The following is an 18,954-nucleotide window of genomic DNA, read 5'->3' as shown; positions in this document are numbered from 1 at the left end:
TGTCGAGGTCGCCGGCGTTACTGGAAGCCGATCCGGCCACCGGTTCCGGCCTGACGCTGTGGGCTGGAACCGCCTCTGAACTCTTCTTCCATCTGCTCGTAGTACTCGCGGATGTCGTCGGTGATGGTCGGACGCACACTGTCCATCGCCTGCCGGAAGTGGCGCATCTCGACTTCCTCCGCGTCGTCGTCCTCGCGGAGCGCTTCGATGGCGGCTTCACGGGCGATAGATTCGAGGTCCGAGCCGACGAACCCGTCGCTGACTTCGGCTAGCTCTCGCAGACTCACGTCGGGCGACAGCGGCGTGTCGTCCGTGTGGATCTTCAAGATCTGCTCGCGGCCCTCGATGTCGGGCTCGCCGATCATCACCAGCCGGTCGAACCGGCCCGAGCGGATCAGCGCCGGGTCGATCATGTCCGGCCGGTTGGTCGCGCCGATGACCATCACGTCCTCCATCTCTTCCAGCCCGTCGAGTTCGGTCAACAGTTGGTTGACGACCCGTTCGGAGACGTTCGACCCCATCTCGCCGCCCCGACCCGGTGCCAGCGAGTCGAGTTCGTCGAAGAAGATGATGGTCGGGGCGACCTGGCGGGCCTTCCGGAACGTCTGGCGGATGGCCTTCTCGCTCTCGCCGACCCACTTGCTGAGCAGTTGCGGGCCACGGACCGAGATGAAGTTCGCGTCGGTCTCGTTGGCGACGGCTTTCGCCATGAGCGTCTTCCCGGTGCCGGGCGGGCCGTACAGCAACACGCCTGACGGCGGCGTCACGCCCATGCGTTCGAACTTCTCCGGGGAGTTCATCGGCCACTCGACGGCCTCCTGGACCTGCTCTTTGGGGCCGCTGAGGCCGCCGACGTTGTCCCAGGACATCTTCGGGAGCTCGACCAGCACTTCCCGCATCGCCGACGGACTCACCTCGTTGAGCGCCCCTTTGAAGTCGTCTCGTTTGATGATCATCCGGTCGATGAGACTCGGCGGGATGTCCTCCTCGTCGAGGTCGATTTCGGGGAGGTACCGGCGCAGCGCCTTCATCGCGGCCTCCTTGGTCAGGCTCTCGATGTCGGCCCCGACGAAGCCGTGCGTGTCCGTCGCCAGCTTGGCGAGGTTCACGTCGTCGGACAGCGGCATGCCGCGGGTGTGGATCTGGAGGATCTCCTCGCGGCCCACTTCGTCCGGCACGCCGATTTCGATCTCGCGGTCGAAGCGGCCCGGGCGACGCAGCGCCGGGTCCACGCTGTCGACGCGGTTCGTCGCAGCGATGACGATGACCTGACCCCGGGATTCGAGACCGTCCATCATCGTCAGCAGCTGGGCGACGACGCGGCGCTCGACCTCGCCGGTCACGTCCTCGCGCTTTGGCGCGATGGAGTCCAGTTCGTCGATGAAGATAATCGAGGGCGACTCCTCGCTGGCGTCCTCGAATATCTCGCGTAACTGCTGTTCGCTTTCCCCGTAGTACTTCGAGATAATCTCGGGACCGGCAATAGAGAAGAAGCTGGCGGAGGTCTCGTTGGCGACAGCCTTCGCGAGCAGGGTCTTCCCGGTACCGGGCGGCCCGTGGAGCAGGACCCCCTGTGGCGGCTCGATGCCGAGCTTCTTGAAGATCTGCGGGTGTTTCATCGGCAGCTCGACCATCTCTCGCACCCGCTGGATCTCGTTCTGAAGCCCGCCGATGTCCTCGTAGGTGATACCGCCGCCGGTCTTCTCGAAGCCGGAGATCGGTTCCTCGCGGAGTTCGACCTCGGTGTCTTCAGTGATGAGACAGACGCCTTCTGGCTCGGTCTCGACGGCGATGAGCGGGATAGCCTGTCCGGGCGAGCGCATGAACGGGTGGTTCGTCGAGGACATCACCGGAACGATGTCGCGCTCGACGACCGGCCGCTTGAGGATCTGCCGTTTGACCATGCCGGCGGCGTCGGAGCCGAACTGGACCGACGCCTCCTCGGGCGGCGCGAGGACGAGCTTGTCGGCCTTCTCGGCCTCGGCCTTGCGGATGGTGACGCGTTCGCCGATACCCACGTCGGCGTTCTGGCGCGTGAAACCGTCGATGCGGACGGTGTCGGTGTTCCAGTCCTGCCGGTCGGCCCGCCACACCTTGGCCGCGGTGGTATCGCTCCCTTCGATCTCGATGATGTCACCGGGGGAGAGCTTGAGGTGCAACAACGTATCGGGGTCGAGTCTGGCGATACCACGTCCCGAGTCGTTCGGGTACGCCTTCGCCACTTCCAATTGGACTTCGTTCATAGTAGAGCCTGCTTACAACGAACTCGGGTAGCCCCAGAGATATGCTTTATGCTACCGGCGGCCAAGACGCAGGGCGACGGGTTTATATGTTACCTAATAACACACTGCACAGCAGGGGCTAATATCCTCCGGCCTGGGTAGTGGTGACACAGGCTGCCGCCATCGCCGCGTTTCATAAGGCTGGACGCGATAGCGCCGATATGGTATTTCTCGTTCCCTTCGACGGGTCACCGCTCGCAGACGCCGCGCTCGACCGTGCCGTTTCCTACGCCGCGGCACTCGACGAGGACGTCGTCGCCGTCGCGTTCATCCCGACCGGAGCCAACTACGCCGAGCGCCGCCGCCGCGTCGACCCCACCGAGGACTTCGCCGCCGAGACTGCCGCGGACGACCTCCGGCGCAAAATCGAGGAGGCGACCGACGACTCCGAACTCCGCTACGACGACGTGAGCGCTCACTCCACCAGTGAACTGTCGACGACGATCAGACAGACCGCCCGCGATGTCGACGCCGACGTCGTGTTCCTCGGCAGCGACGACACGGAAGACATCGTCGTCCCCATCGGCGAAGTCACCGACGGCCAGTCCTACGACGTGCACATCGTTCGCCGGGCCTGATCGCCGGCGACGCGCCGCGCGCGATGGAGTCGTAGTATGAGGGCTTTTACTCGCGGGGCGCGACGCCCCGTGTATGCGAACACTCGCTTTCGACGGCCGGATGGGCGCTGCCGGCGACATGCTTCTGGGGGCGCTGCTGGCTGCCGGGGCCGACCGCGAAGCCCTATCGCCGGTCGAGGACGCACTCGCTATCGAGTACGCCGTCTCAGAGGTGGACCGATGCGGCATCGCCGGCACGCGCGTCGAGGTACTGCTGACCGACGCTGATGGCGACAGCGATGTCTCCCACGACGAGGAACACGGCCACACTGGGGACGACCACTCACATTCCCACGACCACGGCGACCACGACGATAGCCACGACGGTCACGACCATGGCCACGACAGTCACGATCACACCCACGCTGAGGGCCACGGCCCGAGCCGCACGTACGCCGAGGTCGTCGAACTCGTCGAAGAGATGGACCTGCCGACGGCCGTCAGAGCGGACGCGCTGGCGATTTTCGAGATCCTCGGCGAGGCCGAGGCGTCGGTCCACGGGACGGACCTCGACGGGACACACTTCCACGAGGTCGGGGCCGACGACGCAATCGCCGACATCGTCGGCGCCTGTCTCCTGCTGGACGACCTCGACGTAGACCGGGTCGTGACGACACCGGTGTCGGCCGGCGGCGGCACCGTGGAGATGAGCCACGGGACCTACCCCGTCCCGACCCCGGCGGTGGTCGAGATCGCAGAACGGGCCGACTGGTCGCTCCGGGGCGGTCCCATCGACAGGGAACTAACAACGCCGACCGGCGCGGCGATTCTCGCACACATCGCCGAGGGGACCGAGTCGCTGCCGCCGCTCGACGTCGACGCGTCGGGGTACGGCGCTGGCGGATGGGACCTCGACGACCGTCCCAACGTCCTGCGGGCGATGGTCGGCGACGGCGCGGGACGGCTCCGCCGCGACGAAATCACGGTGCTTGAAACCAACGTCGACGACGTTCCACCCGAGGTGCTTGGTGACCTCCAGCGAACGCTGAAAGATGTCGGCGCTCGCGACGTGTCGATAGTGCCGACGACGATGAAGAAGTCCCGGCCCGGCCACATCGTGAAAGTCATCTGCAGACCGGACGACGCCGAGCGGGTCGCGCGCCGCCTCGCCGAAGCGACCGGGACGCTCGGCGTCCGCGAGTCCGGGGCCGGCCACCGCTGGGTCGCTGACCGTGAGTACGAGACGGTCACGCTCTCCGCCGACGGCGAGCAGTTCGAGGTGACGGTCAAGGTCGCAAGTGACACTGACGGCACGGTGTTCGACGTGAGCGCGGAGTACGACGACGCCGCAGCGGTCGCGGACGCCACCGGACTCCCCGTCCGCGACGTGATGCAGCGGGCCGAGCGGATGGTCCGAGAGTAGCGCTACTCGTTGTCGGGTGCATCCTCGTCGTCGGTCGAACTGTCGCTGTTGTGTTCCACCAGCGCCTCCTCAACGGTGAGCGCGCCGGTCGCGACCTGCCGGGCAAGCTCTTCGCTGATCGCCCGGTTCGTGTCGCTTTTCTCTCGCGAACGGTCCTTGATTTTCTGGAGTTCGCCGGCCGTGGGCTCGATTGTCCGGCTCTCGATTTCCTCCCCCTCCAGACGGGCGATGTTGACCGCGGCAAGCACGTCACCCATCCCCCGCGCGCCGGAACCGAGATACGGCGTTGTGCCCGTCTCGTCGACCAACTCGACCGGCACGGACTGGATATCGTCGATAATGCGCGCGCCGACGAGCCGCGCACCGTCGCCGATGCGAACGACCGGATTGACAGCATCTTCGACTTCCTCGCGGACGATCTCTCCGGCTTCCGCTGCGGGCACCTGAAACGCTGCGACGACCATCTCGCCGTGGAGAATCGCGACGCCCGGTCGCTCGCCGGGATCGATACCGATGACGGTACGGCCGTCGCCACCCCGAAGCGTCGAAATAACGGCTTCGACGGCCCGCCGCGGCGCGTCCGGGTCTGCCTGCACAAGGTCTACGCCGTCGGGTATCTCGACCGATTCCCCTTCCGCGATGACCGCGACATCCGCCTCATCGGGCCAGTCCTCGCTCGGTTCGATAGTCGTGAACGCCACGCCACGGTCGCGTAGCTCGTTGACGACACCGTGGTACACCTCGAAGTCTTCGGTGGCGACGACAATCACGACCGGATTTCGGACGCCGATTACTTACAGATGTGGGAGTCCGGTGCTCCGCGTCTGTGGCTCGGGGAGTAGCGAGAAGCGCCCTGTCAGATAGCCCCAGTTCCAGCATCGATTACGTTTAAGAGGGTTTTTGTGACAGGTGAGTGAACTGTGAGTGATGCGTTCGGCGGCCGACACTGACCGAGAGAATACGGGCTCCGATCCGCTGTTTGGTGGCGTCAGCGGCGCGTATCTGGGCCTGCTTCTGGCACCGCCAGCCATACTGACTCTGGAGTGGGCCGGCGTCACTGAATCCTGGGCGCTATACCTGGCGCTGATCGGAACGTTTGCCGTTGTGACCGCTGTGACGGGCTGGGTGCTCTCTGGTCGACCACCGGTGGCCGTCACACTCGGGGCGACTCGCACACGCTGGCTCCCGATGGCGATTGCGGTCGTGTACGCCGCCGCCGGCTTTGTGTCGCTGGGAACGACTGGCATCAGCGGCGTGCTGGCGTTCTTTTTCGGCCTGCTGGCCTTTCTGCTTGGAGTCGCTCTCGCGGTCATGGCACAGACACGGTACACCGCTGCGGTCACCGCCCGGACAGATGAGCTGACCTGATGGCGAGCGAGCTGGCCCGAGTCCGCACGGCGGCGACGCTTATACCTCAGTGGGGCCGTCACCGCCGCCGCGACCGTTGGCTTTGCCGTCGGCGCAGTGTTCGACCACACCGCCCTCCAGTACATCGGTCAGATACTGTTTCCGTTCGGGTTCGTCCTCCTCCCGACGGACGGGACCCGGACCGCCGTTGCGACCGATGCCGGTCTGGAAATCAGACTGCCGGTCGCCAGACGGTTCTACGCCTGGACAGACCTCCAGTCGTACGACCTCGACCCTGAATCGCTCGTTATCACCCGCAAATGGGGACCGGACCTGCGGTTTGCAACGGCCGAAATCGACGACGTCTCACTCGCCGAGTGGACGCTGGCCGAGCGGCTTTCAGACGACTGACAGCAGTGCCGGCAGGTACCAGTGTTTTTATCCGAACCTGACCAAGCCCTGCCCGTGAGCGAGTACGTCTCGACCGGGTGTGACGCTATCGACGACCTTCTGGGTGGTGGGCTGGAACGCGGCGCAGTCACGCAGGTGTACGGCCCGCCGGCGGCCGGCAAGACTAACTTCGCCCTGTCGGCGGTGATGGAAGTCGCCGCCGCCGGCGACGCGGCGCTGTACATCGACACCGAAGGGCTCTCGGCCGACCGGATGGAGCAAGTCGCCAGCGGCCGCGCACGTGGGACGGCCCAGACTGTCGACGACCTCGCCGGCCGTCTCATCATCACCGAAGCGCTGGACTACGACGAGCAAGCCGAGGCCGTCCAAGACGCCGCGGAGTTTGCCGCCGAGGTCGAACTCATCGTGCTGGATAGCGCGACCGGGTTCTATCGGCTCCGCCGGGACGACGAGGACGGCGGCGAGACGCTCCGGGACGTGGCCCGCCAGATAACCCATTTGCTCTCACTGGCCCGCAAACACGACATCGCCGTCCTGTACACGAACCAGGTGTTCACCGACCCGGACAGTGACCGCTCGACGGCGCTTGGTGGCCACACCCTGAACCACTGGTCCGGCGCAATCGTCCGCCTTGACCGCTTTCGCGGCGGGAACCGACGCGCGACGCTGGAGAAGCACCGCGCCAAACCCGCGGGTGAGACGGCCCAGTTCCGTATCACCGATTCGGGACTCGTGGGCGACGATACGCCCGAAACGCCGCAGTAAGTCAGTCAATAACAAATACGGCTGTCAGGCGCGCGCCCTCGCGGCGACGGCCGCGTCGCAAGCGCGAGGGACGAGTCGCACAGGCGAGCAAAGCGAGCCGAGCAACGCAGTCGGTTGGGGAGGCGTGTGGCTGTCGCGGTTTTGTGGCTGTCGCGGTTCTGTGGCTGTCTCATGCGTACCGCGCGAGCGGAGCGAGCGCGGTTTCGCTCCGAGCGCGGCCCTGGCCGCGTCTCGGAGGTCGTTTTTAGCGTAGATTTTTGCAAGGGGGGTTCCCGCAGCGCCGCAGGCGCGAGGAAACCCCCTGCAGTAAAAAGGTACTAGTAAATGAGGTCGTCGTCGTTCTCGACCATGTACAATGTCCGCGCGGCGATGTTGACGGCGTGGTCACCGACCCGCTCGATGTCCCGAATCGTCAGCAACAGCCGGGAGACATCGGCCATCAACTGTTCGATTTCGGCCTCGCTGGAATCGGCGTCGATTTCGCGCTCGATGAGGTCGCGCACCACCATCTCGGAAGCGGCCTCGCACCGTTCGTCGACCTCGTCGTCGATGTCGGCGATGGTATAGCACTGGTCGGCGTTCTCGTCGCCGTATGCCGCCATGGCGTTTTCGACCATCTCGATGGTCACGTCGGCAACGTCCTGGATGTCGACCTCGGGGTACACGTCGCGTTCGGCCTCCAGCGAGTACTCGCCCAGATTCGTCGCGAGGTCACCGATCCGTTCGAGGTCAGTGATAATCTTGAACGACGCGGCGATAAACCGGAGGTCCGAGGCGACCGGCTGTTGTAGCGCCAGCAGGTCGATGCAGTCCTGTTCGAGGTCGAGATACAGCTGATTGATCTCGTGGTCGCCCTCGATGACCTCCCGGGCCATCGCCTCGTCTTTCTGTTCGAGCGCATCCAGGCCAAGCCGCAACCGTTCGAGGACGATTTCGGACATATAGAGGACATCTTCGCGGAGCGAGTTCAGTCCCTCCTGATAGGAATCGCGTGGCATAGTCCGGAATGTGCTGGTGGTATGCATCAGCCTTTCCCTTCTCCCAATATCTCCCGACACCGACCGGCGTGACGGTTACAGTGGGCGTGTTACGCAGGGACGGGCACGCTCGGCAGGAAGAAACAGCTACTGGGGCACTACCTCGGCGTCGTCACGGGGATGAACGTCCAGCGTCGTCCCGTCCCCGACTATTGTTCCGCCCTCGACGCGCTCGACGCGCAACACCACGTCCTGTGGCGTTGCGCAGCCACAGCTCACGAACTCGTCCCACTCCTCGCCGGCGGCTACCGGACCGCCGTGGGCGCGTCGAAGGTACTGTTGATAGGTGTCCCCGCGGAGTTCGTCGGCTATCCACTCGGTATCGACGCCAGACCACGGGTCTCCATCGGCGGTGCTGGGGGCAAACGAGAGGACGATACGGTCCGCAACGGAAGCCATACACTACCTACGGCGGAGTCAGGCTTAGTCTCTCGGGAGCGGCCTTGCCACGATTACAGTTTGTCGTTGACCGCTTCCAGACAGTCGGCGTCGACGAACACCACGACGTGGTCGCCGGGTTCGATGACAGTGTCACCACGGGGGATGACCAGTTCGCCGCCGCGGCTGATAGCGCCGATGACCACGCCGGTCGGCAGTTCCTGTACCGACTCCTGGATCGGCCGCCCCGCCAGAACGCTGTCGGCAGAGACCTCGATTTCCAGCACCTCGGCGCGGTCAGATTCGATGATGGCAACCTTCGTCGCGTCGTACTCGCGGGTGAATCGCGTGATCTCCTCGGCGGTCGTCTCTCGGGGGTTGACGGCCACGTCGACGCCGACAGCCTCGAACAGGCCGACGTACTCGCCGGAGTTGACGACGGCAACGGTTCGCTCCGCACCGAGTCGCTTGGCCAGCAGCGTCACCAGAAGGTTCTTTTCGTCGCTATCGAGCGTCGCAACCACCGCGTCAGCGTCTTCGACGTGTTCTCGTTCTAGAAATTCGCTGTCGGTCGCGTCGCTTTCCAGCACGGTGGTTCCCTGAAGGTCTTCCGCGAGTTCGCGTGCTCTGTCGTGGTCCTTTTCGATAAGCCGGGGTTTGATCCCTCTGTCCTGGAGCAGCCGCGCAGTGTGATAGCCGACATCGCTCCCGCCGACGACGAGGACGTTCTGGGTCGATTTTGACTCCGGTGCGATTTCAGTCGCGAACAGGCGAACGCTTTCACAGCTGCCGATGACGACGATCTCGTCACCTGCTTTGATTACGGTCTCCCCGCGCGGGATGATGACTTCGTCATCGCGCAAGACGGCAGCGAAGGTCAGAGACTCGTAGCGGTCAGCCTCCGCGACGGTCTGGTTCGTGATCGGGCTGGATTCACGCACCTCGAACTCCCCCATCTGGACCTGCCCGTCGACGAACGTTTCAACGTCACGCGCACCGGGAAGCCCGATTACGCGGGCAATATTCTCCGCAGTGAGGAGGTTCGTGGCGACCATGTGGTCCACCCCGAAAGCGCCCGCAGACTTCTCCCATGTCCGGAGGAACTTCGCGCTCTTGACGCGAGAAATGGTGAACGGGTCAGCGGCCGTTACCGCCGTCCCACAGGTGACGATGTTCGTCTCGTCGTCGTCGGTGCTGGCGATGAGTACGTCGGCTTTTTCGATGCCGGCCTGTGAGAGGGTGTCGAGTTCTGCACCGTCTCCTTCGACGCCGAGTACATCGGCCTCGTACATCAGTGCCTCCACACGGTCGGGGTCGATATCCACGACGGCGACTTCGTGGCTTTCAGCGAGGCTCTCGGCGATGTTCGAACCGACCTCGCCCGCGCCGACAATTACGATGTACACGGCTGTGCCTCCGCCTGATACATATGCACCAGCTTTCCACCGATGGGTGAAGTGTATTTTCATCCGGCCAGCGGCTCGGTCCCATCAGAGCGAACAGGTACCAGACCCGGCCGCGGATAACTGCCGGTCCGCCGGTCAAATTGTGGTCTGTGGCCTGTTTATGGCTCATCTCGGGGCGGCACATTCAACCAAGGGCAGAGGGGTGACCGACGTTGGAACCGTTCGACCGCATCGAACGATTCTTTCGTCTCTTCGATCGCCTTCCGCATACTGGCGTAGTCGGTCATACACGCTTCCTCTGTCTCCCACCGTTTGATTATATGCTTCTTTACGCCCGCTATCTATCCGGTAGACACGTACTTCTGTCGCTCAGTTCAGGGAACCACCGTCAACGGCTGTGGCCACATTACGACACGGAACTTTGTTTGCAGCCTCGTTTAATGCCCAGCAGCCGCCCGGTGGAGCGTTTATACGGTAGCAGGTGACTACTATTTCACCACTGGCCCAGTGTAAGTGCTACGTCCGGCCACACGGATGCGCTCAGTCACTACTTCTGAACGGAGATGTGAACCCAGAAATAAGAACCAGAAGGTGAACCACAACGAGTCCGAAAAGCAGGACCGTTCTGGCTATCGGTGGACTCACGACTGCGACCGCGCCTATCGCCACCGTCAGAATACTCACGATGGGCTCGGCTTGAATACTCTCAGTTGCCTGCTTTTCCGGTGCGCGGGCCGCTTCGAACTGCTCCCTGATAGCGCTGAATCTGGGGCCCTGACGGACACGTTTTCGGTTTTGCTCGTACTCTACCAGCCCGACAGCGTCGAGTTTTGGCAGATGAGTCTGACAGAGTGAAACGTACACGCTGTCGTAGAGTTCGTCGCTATCAGCCTCTGTATCGGCGACAGCTCGTGCCACCTGTTTGCCCAGCGTACTGACGGACATCGCTGCCCCGTGTTCAGCAAGGCAGCGCAAGCATGCGCGGCGGCGCTCGTTACCGAGGCTATCGAATAGTGTCGCGTCATCGAGGCCGTGCTGCTCTGGCGGCTCAGTTGTTTTCTCGGTACCAAGGACGGCGTCGAGTCCCACTGTCGGTCGCATATGTTATTTACCCCTGTGTGCACGCATCTGTCCAGTGCGTAGCTTACCTCTCCGTCCCAAGAGCGGCCCGTAACCGGTCTGAAAGCGACTTCGGTGTCGACAGTGAGAGCCGATGACTCACCGCCAGTGCTACGAACACCACGCTCACGACGAGTGCGACTGCGACACCCGACACTGTGGTCTCGCTGAGTGCGAGTCCACCGGCTGCAACCAGTGTGGCACACGCAGTCCCGAGATACCGACTCGACCACCGCTCACTGGGAGACGTGTGGCCATCAGTCCGGCCGTGATTAGTTACCGGCCCGGCCGACAGCGTTGACTCCGCAGCCGGTGTCGACAGGAGCGATGGCTCCTCATCGAGATATTTGTCGAAGGAGTTCGCGAGCGCGGTCGCTTCGACGAGTCCCCGGTCCTGGTTGTAGTTGATGACGCCCGCATCGTCCATCTTTGGGAGGTGGGACTGGTACAGCGCGATGTAGACGCGCTGGCGCTGTTTCGAGCGAAGCGAGTCGACTGTCGTGTCGTGTTCCAGCGCCGCGATGTGTTCTGCGATATCGCTCATATCGGCCGGCTCATCGCCGGGGTGCTCGTGGAGGTACTTGAGGACTAGACGGCGACGACGACACTGGAGGACGTGGAAGAGGTCGTCGCGGGTAAGGCCGTCGTCAGATGGGGAATCTCCAGACAGTGACTCGTCTGTCGTGGACTCCGCTGTCTCAGTTTCCGTGGGTTCAGACGCCGTTTCAGCTATCGACATGTACCCGTTCCTTTTTCAGCAACCGACATATACCGGGTCGACTGTTCCGTCGATTGCGACTGTTTCACCGATTTAGCAGGTCAGTAATGGCTAATTTACTCTGAAGATGATACAGTAAAAGTGGCTTCTAAAGGGGTAATACAGTCAGATAACCGGGTTTCGACACCGGGCTTGCTTTCTATTACTGTTTCACGCACCATACCGAATTGTTTCACCACTTCAACGGCAACTAGTGTGTGAAAAACCACACTGTTGTACTGTGGAGATTCTCAAACCACGGAGCTGTTCTGCCGTTTTCCGCATGTAGAAGCCACAACAGCCGGCAAAAAGGAGACCATTGGATCTGTTAGACAGTGTGTAAACCTATTTTTGACCAGCGTGACAGCCGCCGGCAGGTGTGCTTGACCGAAATTCACCCGTTGCTGTGCAGTGATGCCACTAGCAGCCCGACTCGCGCGGTCCGTAGTCGGCTTATCCGCCGGGGGTCGGCGGCTTGATGTCGCCCGCATGGGGCGAGTCCGCCGCTTGGGGCTTTGCCCGCTCCAGACAGATGAGGTTCTCCCTGCCGAGACGTATCTTTACGACCTCGTCGTCGTCAACCATCTTCGAGAGGAGGCGGCTGACTTTCGCTTTCGACCAGTCCGTCGCCTCAACGATGGCGGTCTGGTGCATGCGGCCGCTCTCGACCTGCAGCATCAGTTTCACGAGCCGTGCGTCAGGAGTGAACTCCTGATCGGCTTGCTCGAACGCCTCAGCCGCAGTGGCCACGTCGATGCCTGCACTGTCAGCCTCGTCCTCCCCTTCTGTGGCTTCGATTTCACGGTTAACTTCGAGTATGTCCCGATCCAGTTCGAGGGAGCGATAGATGAACAGCCTGGCCGCCGTGGAGAGCCTCGTGACCCAGCCACGCCTGATTGCTGTGACTGACAGCCCAGTCCCTATCAGGAACCCCAGAAGTGAACTCGTTACCCAGGCTGGCGTCAGGACGCTGTTCGGGTTCGTCCCCCAGGTGACTTCCTGCGGGTCAGTCAGGAAGTCACCGTCCGAATCAGACGCGAGTGGGTCCGTTCCAAGGTCCGAAACCTCGCGTCCGTCGCTGAGACCGTCGCCATCCGTATCGACGGTGGTCGGAGACGTGCCGGCTGCCAGTTCCCTGCCGTCGTCGAGGCCGTCACTGTCTGTATCACTCTCGGTGGGTGCGGTCCCCGATTCGAGTTCTGTCCCGTCGGCTATCCCATCACCGTCAGTGTCTGCGACCGTCGGGTCTGTGCCCAGAGCCAGCTCCCTGCCATCAGCGACCCCATCAGCGTCGGTATCGGCCTGTATCGGGTTCGTCCCGACTTCCAGTTCCCGACCGTCAACGACGCCATCGTCGTCAGTGTCCGCATCGGTTGGGTCGGTCTTACCGGACGCCTCTCGCTGGTCGGACAACCCATCGCCGTCAGTATCGGCGACGGTGGGATTCGTCCCGAGTGTCAGTTCGCGTTCGTCGGCCAGCCCGTCGCCATCCGTATCGCCCTGCCGCGGGTCGGTGCCCTGTTGGATCTCAGTCCTGTCGGTGACACCATCTTCATCAGTGTCTGCAACTGTGGGGGTCGTCCCGTGCTGATGGACCTCTGTCCCGTCTAACAGCCCGTCTCCGTCAGTGTCGGCGTCAGTGAGATTCGTACCCTGTGCTACCTCCTGGCTGTTGTTGAGCCCGTCGTCGTCAATATCACCGGCACGCTGAATCGGCTGCAGAGACACCGGTTGCCGATCTAGCGTGGTGTCGGTGCTCGTGTTGTAGAGAGCGACCGAGAGGTCACCAAGTCCAGTCGTCCCGGGAGTCGTGAGGGCCGCAGTTCCGTTCGGGCCGACCGGCGTACAGCTCAGCGACCCATTTGCGCGCGCACAGATCGAGAGGTTCTCGTGCGGCGAGCTAACGGTCACTGCAATCCGGTACCCGCCGGGGCCCTCGCCGTCTATCTGTTTCCAGACGAACGCAGTTCCGTTCGGCCCGTCCCCAATAGCCTGTGTGGGACCGGCCGATTGTATCGCTGGCGCTGTTTTGTTGCCCGTCGCTGTGTATTCAACAGACTGCCCGGCGTCCGCTGCAGCAGCGACACCTACGGATGCGGACGCGGCTGCTAAGAGGAGGAATATAGCGCATATCCCGCTCACGATCCGGTGTCTCATACAATGGAGGTGTCATAGCGGGACAATATCCTTTTTGGCACATAGCTTCCCTGTCACTTCCAGACACACCTGACATTCCAATGATGTTCTCTGCGTCCAAGCTACCTACTCATCAGAGAGTCCGAGTTCCGCCCCAACGACCTGGTCCATCCCGCGCCGAATCCGCTGTGACATCGCCGACGGTGAGATGCCGAGTTCGTCCGCCAACTCAGCCTGTGAGATGCCACGGGGAACGTCGAAATACCCCTCTCTGTGTGCTGTCTCAAGTGCGACTTGCTGGTCTGCGGTCAGCCCGCATGCACCGGCGTTGGCTTCTCCAGAGGTCCAGTACAGTCGATCAAGTCGAAACGTGATATCCCGCTCAGAGCACTCGGATCGGAACTGCGACAGCGCCGCCCGTGACCGAAACTGGGCGTGTACAAGCCACTGTCCACCCGTCCCTTCGATGTCGAGCGCCCGGCCACCGGCACGGACAAGCGAGTCCGTGACCCGGACGGCGCTGTCGGCCACCTCGACACGATAGACGCGACTCGTTTCCGTCCAGTCTAATACGAGGGGGTCACACACTGTACTATCTCTCTCCAGTGCCGTTTCGAACTGGTCTAAGGTTTCACCTGCGGCCTCTATCACCAGAAAGGTCGACGTGCCGTCGCCGACCATCTGCTCCGGACGGACTGTTACGCCCGGACTACTCTCGATTGCATCCGTCAGAATCAGTTCTGGATGGCTCAGACACAGATCGACACCGAGGCTCTTCTCCCGTGATGTCCCAGCCGTCTCCGATGGACTTGCTGGCCCGTAGCCAGTACCATCAACTGGCTGGTCTGCCTCGGTTGTCGACCCCTGGTCGCCGGTGTTGCGCATACGGACACCAGACGGATCCTACGAAAGGCTATTGTCACTATATTAATAGCACCCTCTGATGGAGAGGCTATATTGATAATCACAGTGGGGACCCGTTCTATTCCCGCTTGCACATCGCTCAGTGGGACGGCCACGCAGGTGCCTCCTGCCTCGCATGTCTCTGCCACTCGTTTCAACGATGTAAACAGGTCAACCACAGCGCACAGGGTGCAGCAGGTTCCGGCTGCAGTCCTCGGATGGACAGAATAAGCGCCACAGGACCAGATCACCGACAGTTTAAGCCGGCCAGTACATCGGAGGGGGCGACAAGAGACTGTCTCTGAAGAGCCTCGAAGGGTCACATTGGCGGAGCTGAGGCAAACGAAATCCGCTTTCGATCATCATCAGACAACGAAACACCCAAACCACTTGGAAGAAATGCTTGCAGCATGGCAGATAGTCGTTCGTCATCCCTCCTAGACGAGGATGGGAACCTCTTTGGCCTCGTCAATATCGTCGATGCGCTGGCCGTCCTGCTCGTCATTGCGGTCGTTGTAGCAGGCGCCGCACTTGTCCTCCAACCGGAGCCAGAGCCACCTGCTCCGAACACTACCAACGTCACTCTCGACCTCGGGACACAACCCGGATACATCGTCACCGAAATAGCAGAAGGTGATACGTACAGTCCAAACGGTGATTCAGAGCTCACAGTCACAGATGTTCAGTTAACACCACAGGGCAACCAGACACGCGTCATTCTCCGTGCCACACTTCGGGGACCACCTAGCGATGATAGTCTCACGTATTCGAATGCCCCCCCACGCCTCGGCCGGTCGCTGTCTATCGCGACGAGCCGCTACGAAGTAAGTGGCCAGATCCGTGCAGTGGGTGGAGACAACAGCCTCGCTCAGGAAGACACGACGGTGGTTCTCAGAGACACCATGACTGCCGCCGAAGCGCGAGACGTTACTGCCGGTGATGAGATCCGACTCGCCGGACGTACTGTCGCGACTGTCGAAGATGTCGCCGCATATGCAACATATAACTCAACCGAACAGACCGTCTTCGTCGAAGCAGAACTCAACACGTATAGACAACAGTCCGACCGTCGGTTCGGCGGCACACAGGTTCGGCGCGGGCAGACAGTCACACTTCCGGCCGAGGATTACACGTTCAACGGCCGTATCGAACAGATAGATAGCGGCCTCCAGCTAACGACGACCGACGTTCTCCTTGAGGCGACCGTCGATGCAGAAACGGCTGACCGCATCGCTGCCGGCGACGTCACTACCGTCGCCGGATACGAGGCAGCCGAAGTGAAGACGGTCACCACGTACGCGACACAGAATCCCGACCGAAAACGCGTGCTCGTGGGCCTCTCGCTGGCTACGCTGGAAGACAACGGCCAGCAGCGGTTCGGCAACGCCGTTGTCCAGCGCGGGAACAATATCACTATCTCGACTGAAAGCTATGAACTCTCCGGGGCGATCAGGCGTGTTGGTGCACTTGAGCCACGCGGAGCGCTCGCTAACCGGACAGTAACGCTGCGGATGACCGACGTGCGTGCAGACATGGCTGACGCAATCAGGCCCGGTATGACCGAAACCAGCGGTGGCGACACAATCGCTCGCATCACTCGCGTCAGTACTGAGCCATCTGTGATTATTACGACGGGTGACAACGGCTCCGTGAACGTCGCCGACCACCCGTACCTGCGTGACATCACCATCACAACCGAGCTCCGGGTCCGCGAGACGATGGACGGTGTGCAGTTCAAGCGCGAGCCTCTCCAACAGGGCTCGGCAGTCGTGATCAATCTAGGGACAATCACTATCGAAGCGACGGTCGTGAGTGTTGGGCTCTGAGCAACATCACAAACGCTATATCGGACCACCCAAACCAGTATATAATCGGATGTCCGAGGAATCCGGGTCGCTAAACACTACTGCGGCTGTCGGGGAGAAAATAAACGCAATTAGCGACGGGTCACAGATCATCAGCGCCGGGCGGGCAATCAGTGCTCTAGTGAGTGAGTACGTTCAGGAGTCGTATTGCTATCGCTGGCTCACGAAGGAGCCTGACCCAGACGTCATCGTTATCGATCTTCGGGAGACGTACGCTTTCGGTCCGTTCATTACGCTGTTGGACCAGCTCGTCCCACATATTGAGGACGCATGGCAGCACTCGCGTGTGGGAGCGGCCGCAGAGCGCGTCTTCAAACGACTCGTGGAAGACGTATTTGCTCCACTTTCCGAGACGCGTGGCTACGAGCTTGCAGCCGCAATGTTGGCGCCACCGGAGCCACCAGAACGGCGGAACGCGACGGTGGACGATTCAGAGTCTACCGAAGACGAACTGTCCTGACTTGCACAATATTCCCTTCAGAAGCCTGAACGGAAATCGCCAAGCACGCTGAGTGAAAGCATACGATACGTCCTCTCTATCTCATCGGGCCGTTTCCAAGGATGTGTGCCAGAATGCACACGAAAGACACTCTCCTTCTGGTCGAGTTCATTGAGGCCGGCGGGGTCAATACGAAACTCTCCGGGGGCGCACAGGGCGGTGCCTGAAAGATGCAGATGCTCCATGGTAGGTTTGTCCGACATAGACGCTGTGAAACTACCGAAGAAGTTAGCTCAGCAACCTTAGCAATGAACTCAGTTCAATCCAAGAGTCTATCTTCCACAGCATATACCACGTACCGCAACTCAAGAACTGAGTCGTCAAGGCCACGACCCACCCCGCCATTCAATGAGCAATCAGCGGGACGCGATGACATACAATGTCATGGAGTGCACCCTACTGGCACTGAACGAGTCTGGACAGACCCCGACGCCTGTCGCAACCGAACGGACAACCGACTACAAGTAGCTTGTTCATGATTCAATGCGGGATCGGGCAGTGGGTGGTGGAGATGTGATTATCACCATGTTTGTGTGGGATATTGATGCCATGGCTAATTCCGACCGCCCTGTAGTGGGTAAATTAAATGCGAAACAACTGCTCACCAGCAGTTGATAAATAAAGCAATGTAGATATTCTGAGGTTCTATCCGAACATCTGGCGCATCAAACGTGTGTTGTTAGAATATAGTTATCACAGATGATTTGCAGACCTACCTGGTAATGACTTCCATCGAAAAGTTCACTTATTAAACACCACTGCGAAGGCGATATTCGCATAGATATCTATAGTCTCGTGCTGGAGGAGATCGACAATCCGACAGAGGACATCTCGCTGCCGCGCGATTACGGAATCAAGAACCTTACCGAGTACGGCCGCGTCCTAGATCACGAGGGGAAGACGGACATCATTTCGTCCAGCGCCGCGGACGTTCGCACGTTGTTCGAGCACGTCCCGGGGAAACGTAACTTCACGCAGACGCGCAACGAACTCATCGTTCGCCTGTTCTGGGAAACGGCTCTGCGTTCGGACGAGATGAGTCGCGTGAAGATGCGGAATATCGACGACGACCAGCGGGAGATCACCGTTCACTCTGCGAAACTCAACCGGAAGGAACACCCGGACCTGTATCACCGACGGGTGTGGTGGTAACAGGATCTGGATTATCTGCGGTGTTGAATAGATGCTGAGTTACGGTTACAGGGACTCACAGAGCGGTTCTATGTTCGAGATGGCGAACATCAGGACGATTTCACGGAACTGCCGATACCAGCCAAGCGCTCGCACGGCTCGCCGAGCGAGCGCTCCGTTTTCGAATACGAAGTCTCGGCCATCTAGCACTGAGAGTAGCCTTTTGCGCGGATGAGCGTATTATGTCCCAGCGTGAGTGGCCTCGATCCACGCTGTAAGATGAGTGGCTTGACGCCCAGTGCGTAGAACTCGTACTTCGTGACCCAGTTGTGGAAGGCTTTGTCGGCAGCTACGGACAGCAGGTCGTCCGCCGGAATGCGGACGACCTGCAGCCCAGTCTTCGTATCGTGTTTCCACCAGGCAGAGATGTGTACGACAAGAACGGCGAGCGACTCTCTATCGGTTAGCGTCGTGACTTTTAGCGTTCGGACGTTGCTTCCTGACCGCGGGCGGTAATACGATGAAGCTGAGCGGCGGTCGAAGAACGTGCTGTCGAGTGCAGTAGGGCCAGATTGCAGGTATTGCTGCGCGGAAATGCGCAGCAACACCCACCACACCCACATTTCCAGCCGGCGAACGATTTGTAGATCGTCGTGAACTCCGGCAGATCGTCCGGATCTAGAGCAAGAGCGTCACAAATCTCGGTCATGTACTTCAGCCGATTCGGCGTTTCACGGTAGCTGTGGCCGTCTTCGAGCCGAAAACAGTTGAGAAGGCTGTGTTGAATCACTAGACGGCGTCGGGATAGGTCGCTAATCCAAAGGAGTTGAAGCGGGAAACTGCGGTTACCTATGACGCAAATCTCCCGCTTCACTGAGGAAGTTGTGCCGGTTGCTCAAAGAGTTACTGGCGATGGAGACGAATCCGCCGCCGCGGAT

General features: G+C 61.1%; 17 protein-coding genes and 2 pseudogenes. 9 read left to right on the top strand and 10 right to left on the bottom strand.

What is annotated here, in order from left to right:
* Positions 1–17 precede the first annotated feature (17 nt).
* On the bottom strand, positions 18–2,243 hold the full coding sequence (locus C437_RS16480) for a CDC48 family AAA ATPase (RefSeq protein ID WP_004518130.1): 2,226 nt from the start codon (positions 2,241–2,243) through the stop codon (positions 18–20).
* Positions 2,244–2,443: 200 nt separating this feature from the next.
* Between C437_RS16480 and C437_RS16475 the strand changes: the two genes are divergently transcribed.
* Together C437_RS16475 and larC are read left to right on the top strand one after the other, a co-directional pair.
* Entirely contained in the window at positions 2,444–2,860 is a 417-nt protein-coding gene (locus C437_RS16475) for a universal stress protein (protein WP_049919866.1), read from the top strand.
* 73 nt (positions 2,861–2,933) lie between these two features.
* Positions 2,934–4,262, top strand: a complete 1,329-nt coding sequence (gene larC / locus C437_RS16470) for a nickel pincer cofactor biosynthesis protein LarC (RefSeq protein WP_004518128.1) — start codon at positions 2,934–2,936, stop codon at positions 4,260–4,262.
* A 2-nt stretch (positions 4,263–4,264) separates the two neighbouring features.
* Here the strand turns inward: larC and C437_RS16465 are convergent, their stop codons facing one another.
* Entirely contained in the window at positions 4,265–5,032 is a 768-nt protein-coding gene (locus tag C437_RS16465; RefSeq protein ID WP_004518127.1) for a hypothetical protein, read from the bottom strand.
* 157 nt (positions 5,033–5,189) lie between these two features.
* Here C437_RS16465 and C437_RS21000 point away from each other — a divergent pair, with 157 nt between their 5' ends.
* The 3 genes from C437_RS21000 to radB all read left to right on the top strand — a co-directional run bounded on the left by C437_RS21000 (position 5,190) and on the right by radB (position 6,785).
* Positions 5,190–5,630: a hypothetical protein gene (locus C437_RS21000; protein ID WP_241431702.1), complete on the top strand. Its 441-nt coding sequence runs from the start codon at positions 5,190–5,192 to the stop codon at positions 5,628–5,630.
* A 96-nt stretch (positions 5,631–5,726) separates the two neighbouring features.
* Positions 5,727–6,020, top strand: a complete 294-nt coding sequence (locus C437_RS20995; protein WP_241431701.1) for a hypothetical protein — start codon at positions 5,727–5,729, stop codon at positions 6,018–6,020.
* Between the two features lie 54 nt (positions 6,021–6,074).
* A complete protein-coding gene (gene radB, locus C437_RS16455; RefSeq protein ID WP_004518126.1) occupies positions 6,075–6,785 on the top strand; it encodes a DNA repair and recombination protein RadB in 711 nt (236 codons plus the stop codon).
* Positions 6,786–7,102: 317 nt separating this feature from the next.
* On the opposite strand, the gene phoU is transcribed toward radB, so the two are convergent.
* The 7 genes from phoU to C437_RS16420 all read right to left on the bottom strand — a co-directional run bounded on the left by phoU (position 7,103) and on the right by C437_RS16420 (position 14,503).
* The gene (phoU, locus tag C437_RS16450; protein WP_004518125.1) at positions 7,103–7,783 is read right to left on the bottom strand and encodes a phosphate signaling complex protein PhoU; all 681 of its coding nucleotides are present in this window, start codon (positions 7,781–7,783) and stop codon (positions 7,103–7,105) included.
* Positions 7,784–7,909: 126 nt separating this feature from the next.
* A complete protein-coding gene (locus C437_RS16445; RefSeq protein ID WP_004518124.1) occupies positions 7,910–8,221 on the bottom strand; it encodes a hypothetical protein in 312 nt (103 codons plus the stop codon).
* Between the two features lie 53 nt (positions 8,222–8,274).
* Entirely contained in the window at positions 8,275–9,606 is a 1,332-nt protein-coding gene (gene trkA / locus C437_RS16440) for a Trk system potassium transporter TrkA (protein WP_004518123.1), read from the bottom strand.
* A 540-nt stretch (positions 9,607–10,146) separates the two neighbouring features.
* Positions 10,147–10,707, bottom strand: coding sequence for a DUF7344 domain-containing protein (locus C437_RS16435; RefSeq protein WP_004518122.1), 561 nt, complete (start codon positions 10,705–10,707; stop codon positions 10,147–10,149).
* Between the two features lie 43 nt (positions 10,708–10,750).
* Positions 10,751–11,464, bottom strand: coding sequence for a DUF7344 domain-containing protein (locus C437_RS16430; RefSeq protein WP_004518121.1), 714 nt, complete (start codon positions 11,462–11,464; stop codon positions 10,751–10,753).
* 471 nt (positions 11,465–11,935) lie between these two features.
* The gene (locus C437_RS16425; protein WP_004518120.1) at positions 11,936–13,639 is read right to left on the bottom strand and encodes a helix-turn-helix transcriptional regulator; all 1,704 of its coding nucleotides are present in this window, start codon (positions 13,637–13,639) and stop codon (positions 11,936–11,938) included.
* Positions 13,640–13,744: 105 nt separating this feature from the next.
* Complete coding sequence (locus C437_RS16420; RefSeq protein ID WP_004518119.1) at positions 13,745–14,503, bottom strand: helix-turn-helix domain-containing protein; 759 nt, start codon at positions 14,501–14,503, stop codon at positions 13,745–13,747.
* A gap of 428 nt (positions 14,504–14,931) precedes the next feature.
* Between C437_RS16420 and C437_RS16415 the strand changes: the two genes are divergently transcribed.
* The 3 genes from C437_RS16415 to C437_RS16405 all read left to right on the top strand — a co-directional run bounded on the left by C437_RS16415 (position 14,932) and on the right by C437_RS16405 (position 18,037).
* Positions 14,932–16,347, top strand: coding sequence for a DUF4330 family protein (locus C437_RS16415; protein WP_004518118.1), 1,416 nt, complete (start codon positions 14,932–14,934; stop codon positions 16,345–16,347).
* Between the two features lie 49 nt (positions 16,348–16,396).
* Positions 16,397–16,846 (top strand): hypothetical protein, encoded by a 450-nt coding sequence (locus tag C437_RS16410; RefSeq protein ID WP_004518117.1) that lies wholly within the window; start codon positions 16,397–16,399, stop codon positions 16,844–16,846.
* An 834-nt stretch (positions 16,847–17,680) separates the two neighbouring features.
* Positions 17,681–18,037 (top strand): site-specific integrase, encoded by a 357-nt coding sequence (locus C437_RS16405; protein WP_004518116.1) that lies wholly within the window; start codon positions 17,681–17,683, stop codon positions 18,035–18,037.
* A gap of 45 nt (positions 18,038–18,082) precedes the next feature.
* Here the strand turns inward: C437_RS16405 and C437_RS16400 are convergent.
* Positions 18,083–18,800, bottom strand: a pseudogene (locus tag C437_RS16400) (IS5/IS1182 family transposase); the annotation flags it as partial.
* Between the two features lie 67 nt (positions 18,801–18,867).
* Here C437_RS16400 and C437_RS20250 point away from each other — a divergent pair.
* Positions 18,868–18,954 (top strand): annotated as a pseudogene (locus tag C437_RS20250) (IS5/IS1182 family transposase); the annotation flags it as partial.

Source organism: Haloarcula vallismortis ATCC 29715 (assembly GCF_000337775.1).
In the GTDB taxonomy this organism is placed as follows: Archaea; Halobacteriota; Halobacteria; order Halobacteriales; family Haloarculaceae; genus Haloarcula; species Haloarcula vallismortis.
The sequence above is the reverse complement of the archived record's forward strand: the minus strand, read 5'-3'. Positions and strand labels throughout refer to the sequence as shown.

Coding starts and splice junctions, on each gene's coding strand:
- C437_RS16430 (WP_004518121.1), bottom strand. CDS start 11,464: ATGTCGATAGCTGAAACGGCGTCTGAACCCACGGAAACTGAGACAGCG.
- C437_RS21000 (WP_241431702.1), top strand. CDS start 5,190: ATGCGTTCGGCGGCCGACACTGACCGAGAGAATACGGGCTCCGATCCG.
- C437_RS16445 (WP_004518124.1), bottom strand. CDS start 8,221: ATGGCTTCCGTTGCGGACCGTATCGTCCTCTCGTTTGCCCCCAGCACC.
- C437_RS16410 (WP_004518117.1), top strand. CDS start 16,397: ATGTCCGAGGAATCCGGGTCGCTAAACACTACTGCGGCTGTCGGGGAG.
- C437_RS16415 (WP_004518118.1), top strand. CDS start 14,932: ATGGCAGATAGTCGTTCGTCATCCCTCCTAGACGAGGATGGGAACCTC.
- phoU (WP_004518125.1), bottom strand. CDS start 7,783: ATGCCACGCGATTCCTATCAGGAGGGACTGAACTCGCTCCGCGAAGAT.
- C437_RS16475 (WP_049919866.1), top strand. CDS start 2,444: ATGGTATTTCTCGTTCCCTTCGACGGGTCACCGCTCGCAGACGCCGCG.
- C437_RS16420 (WP_004518119.1), bottom strand. CDS start 14,503: ATGCGCAACACCGGCGACCAGGGGTCGACAACCGAGGCAGACCAGCCA.
- C437_RS16425 (WP_004518120.1), bottom strand. CDS start 13,639: ATGAGACACCGGATCGTGAGCGGGATATGCGCTATATTCCTCCTCTTA.
- C437_RS16435 (WP_004518122.1), bottom strand. CDS start 10,707: ATGCGACCGACAGTGGGACTCGACGCCGTCCTTGGTACCGAGAAAACA.
- C437_RS16480 (WP_004518130.1), bottom strand. CDS start 2,243: ATGAACGAAGTCCAATTGGAAGTGGCGAAGGCGTACCCGAACGACTCG.
- larC (WP_004518128.1), top strand. CDS start 2,934: ATGCGAACACTCGCTTTCGACGGCCGGATGGGCGCTGCCGGCGACATG.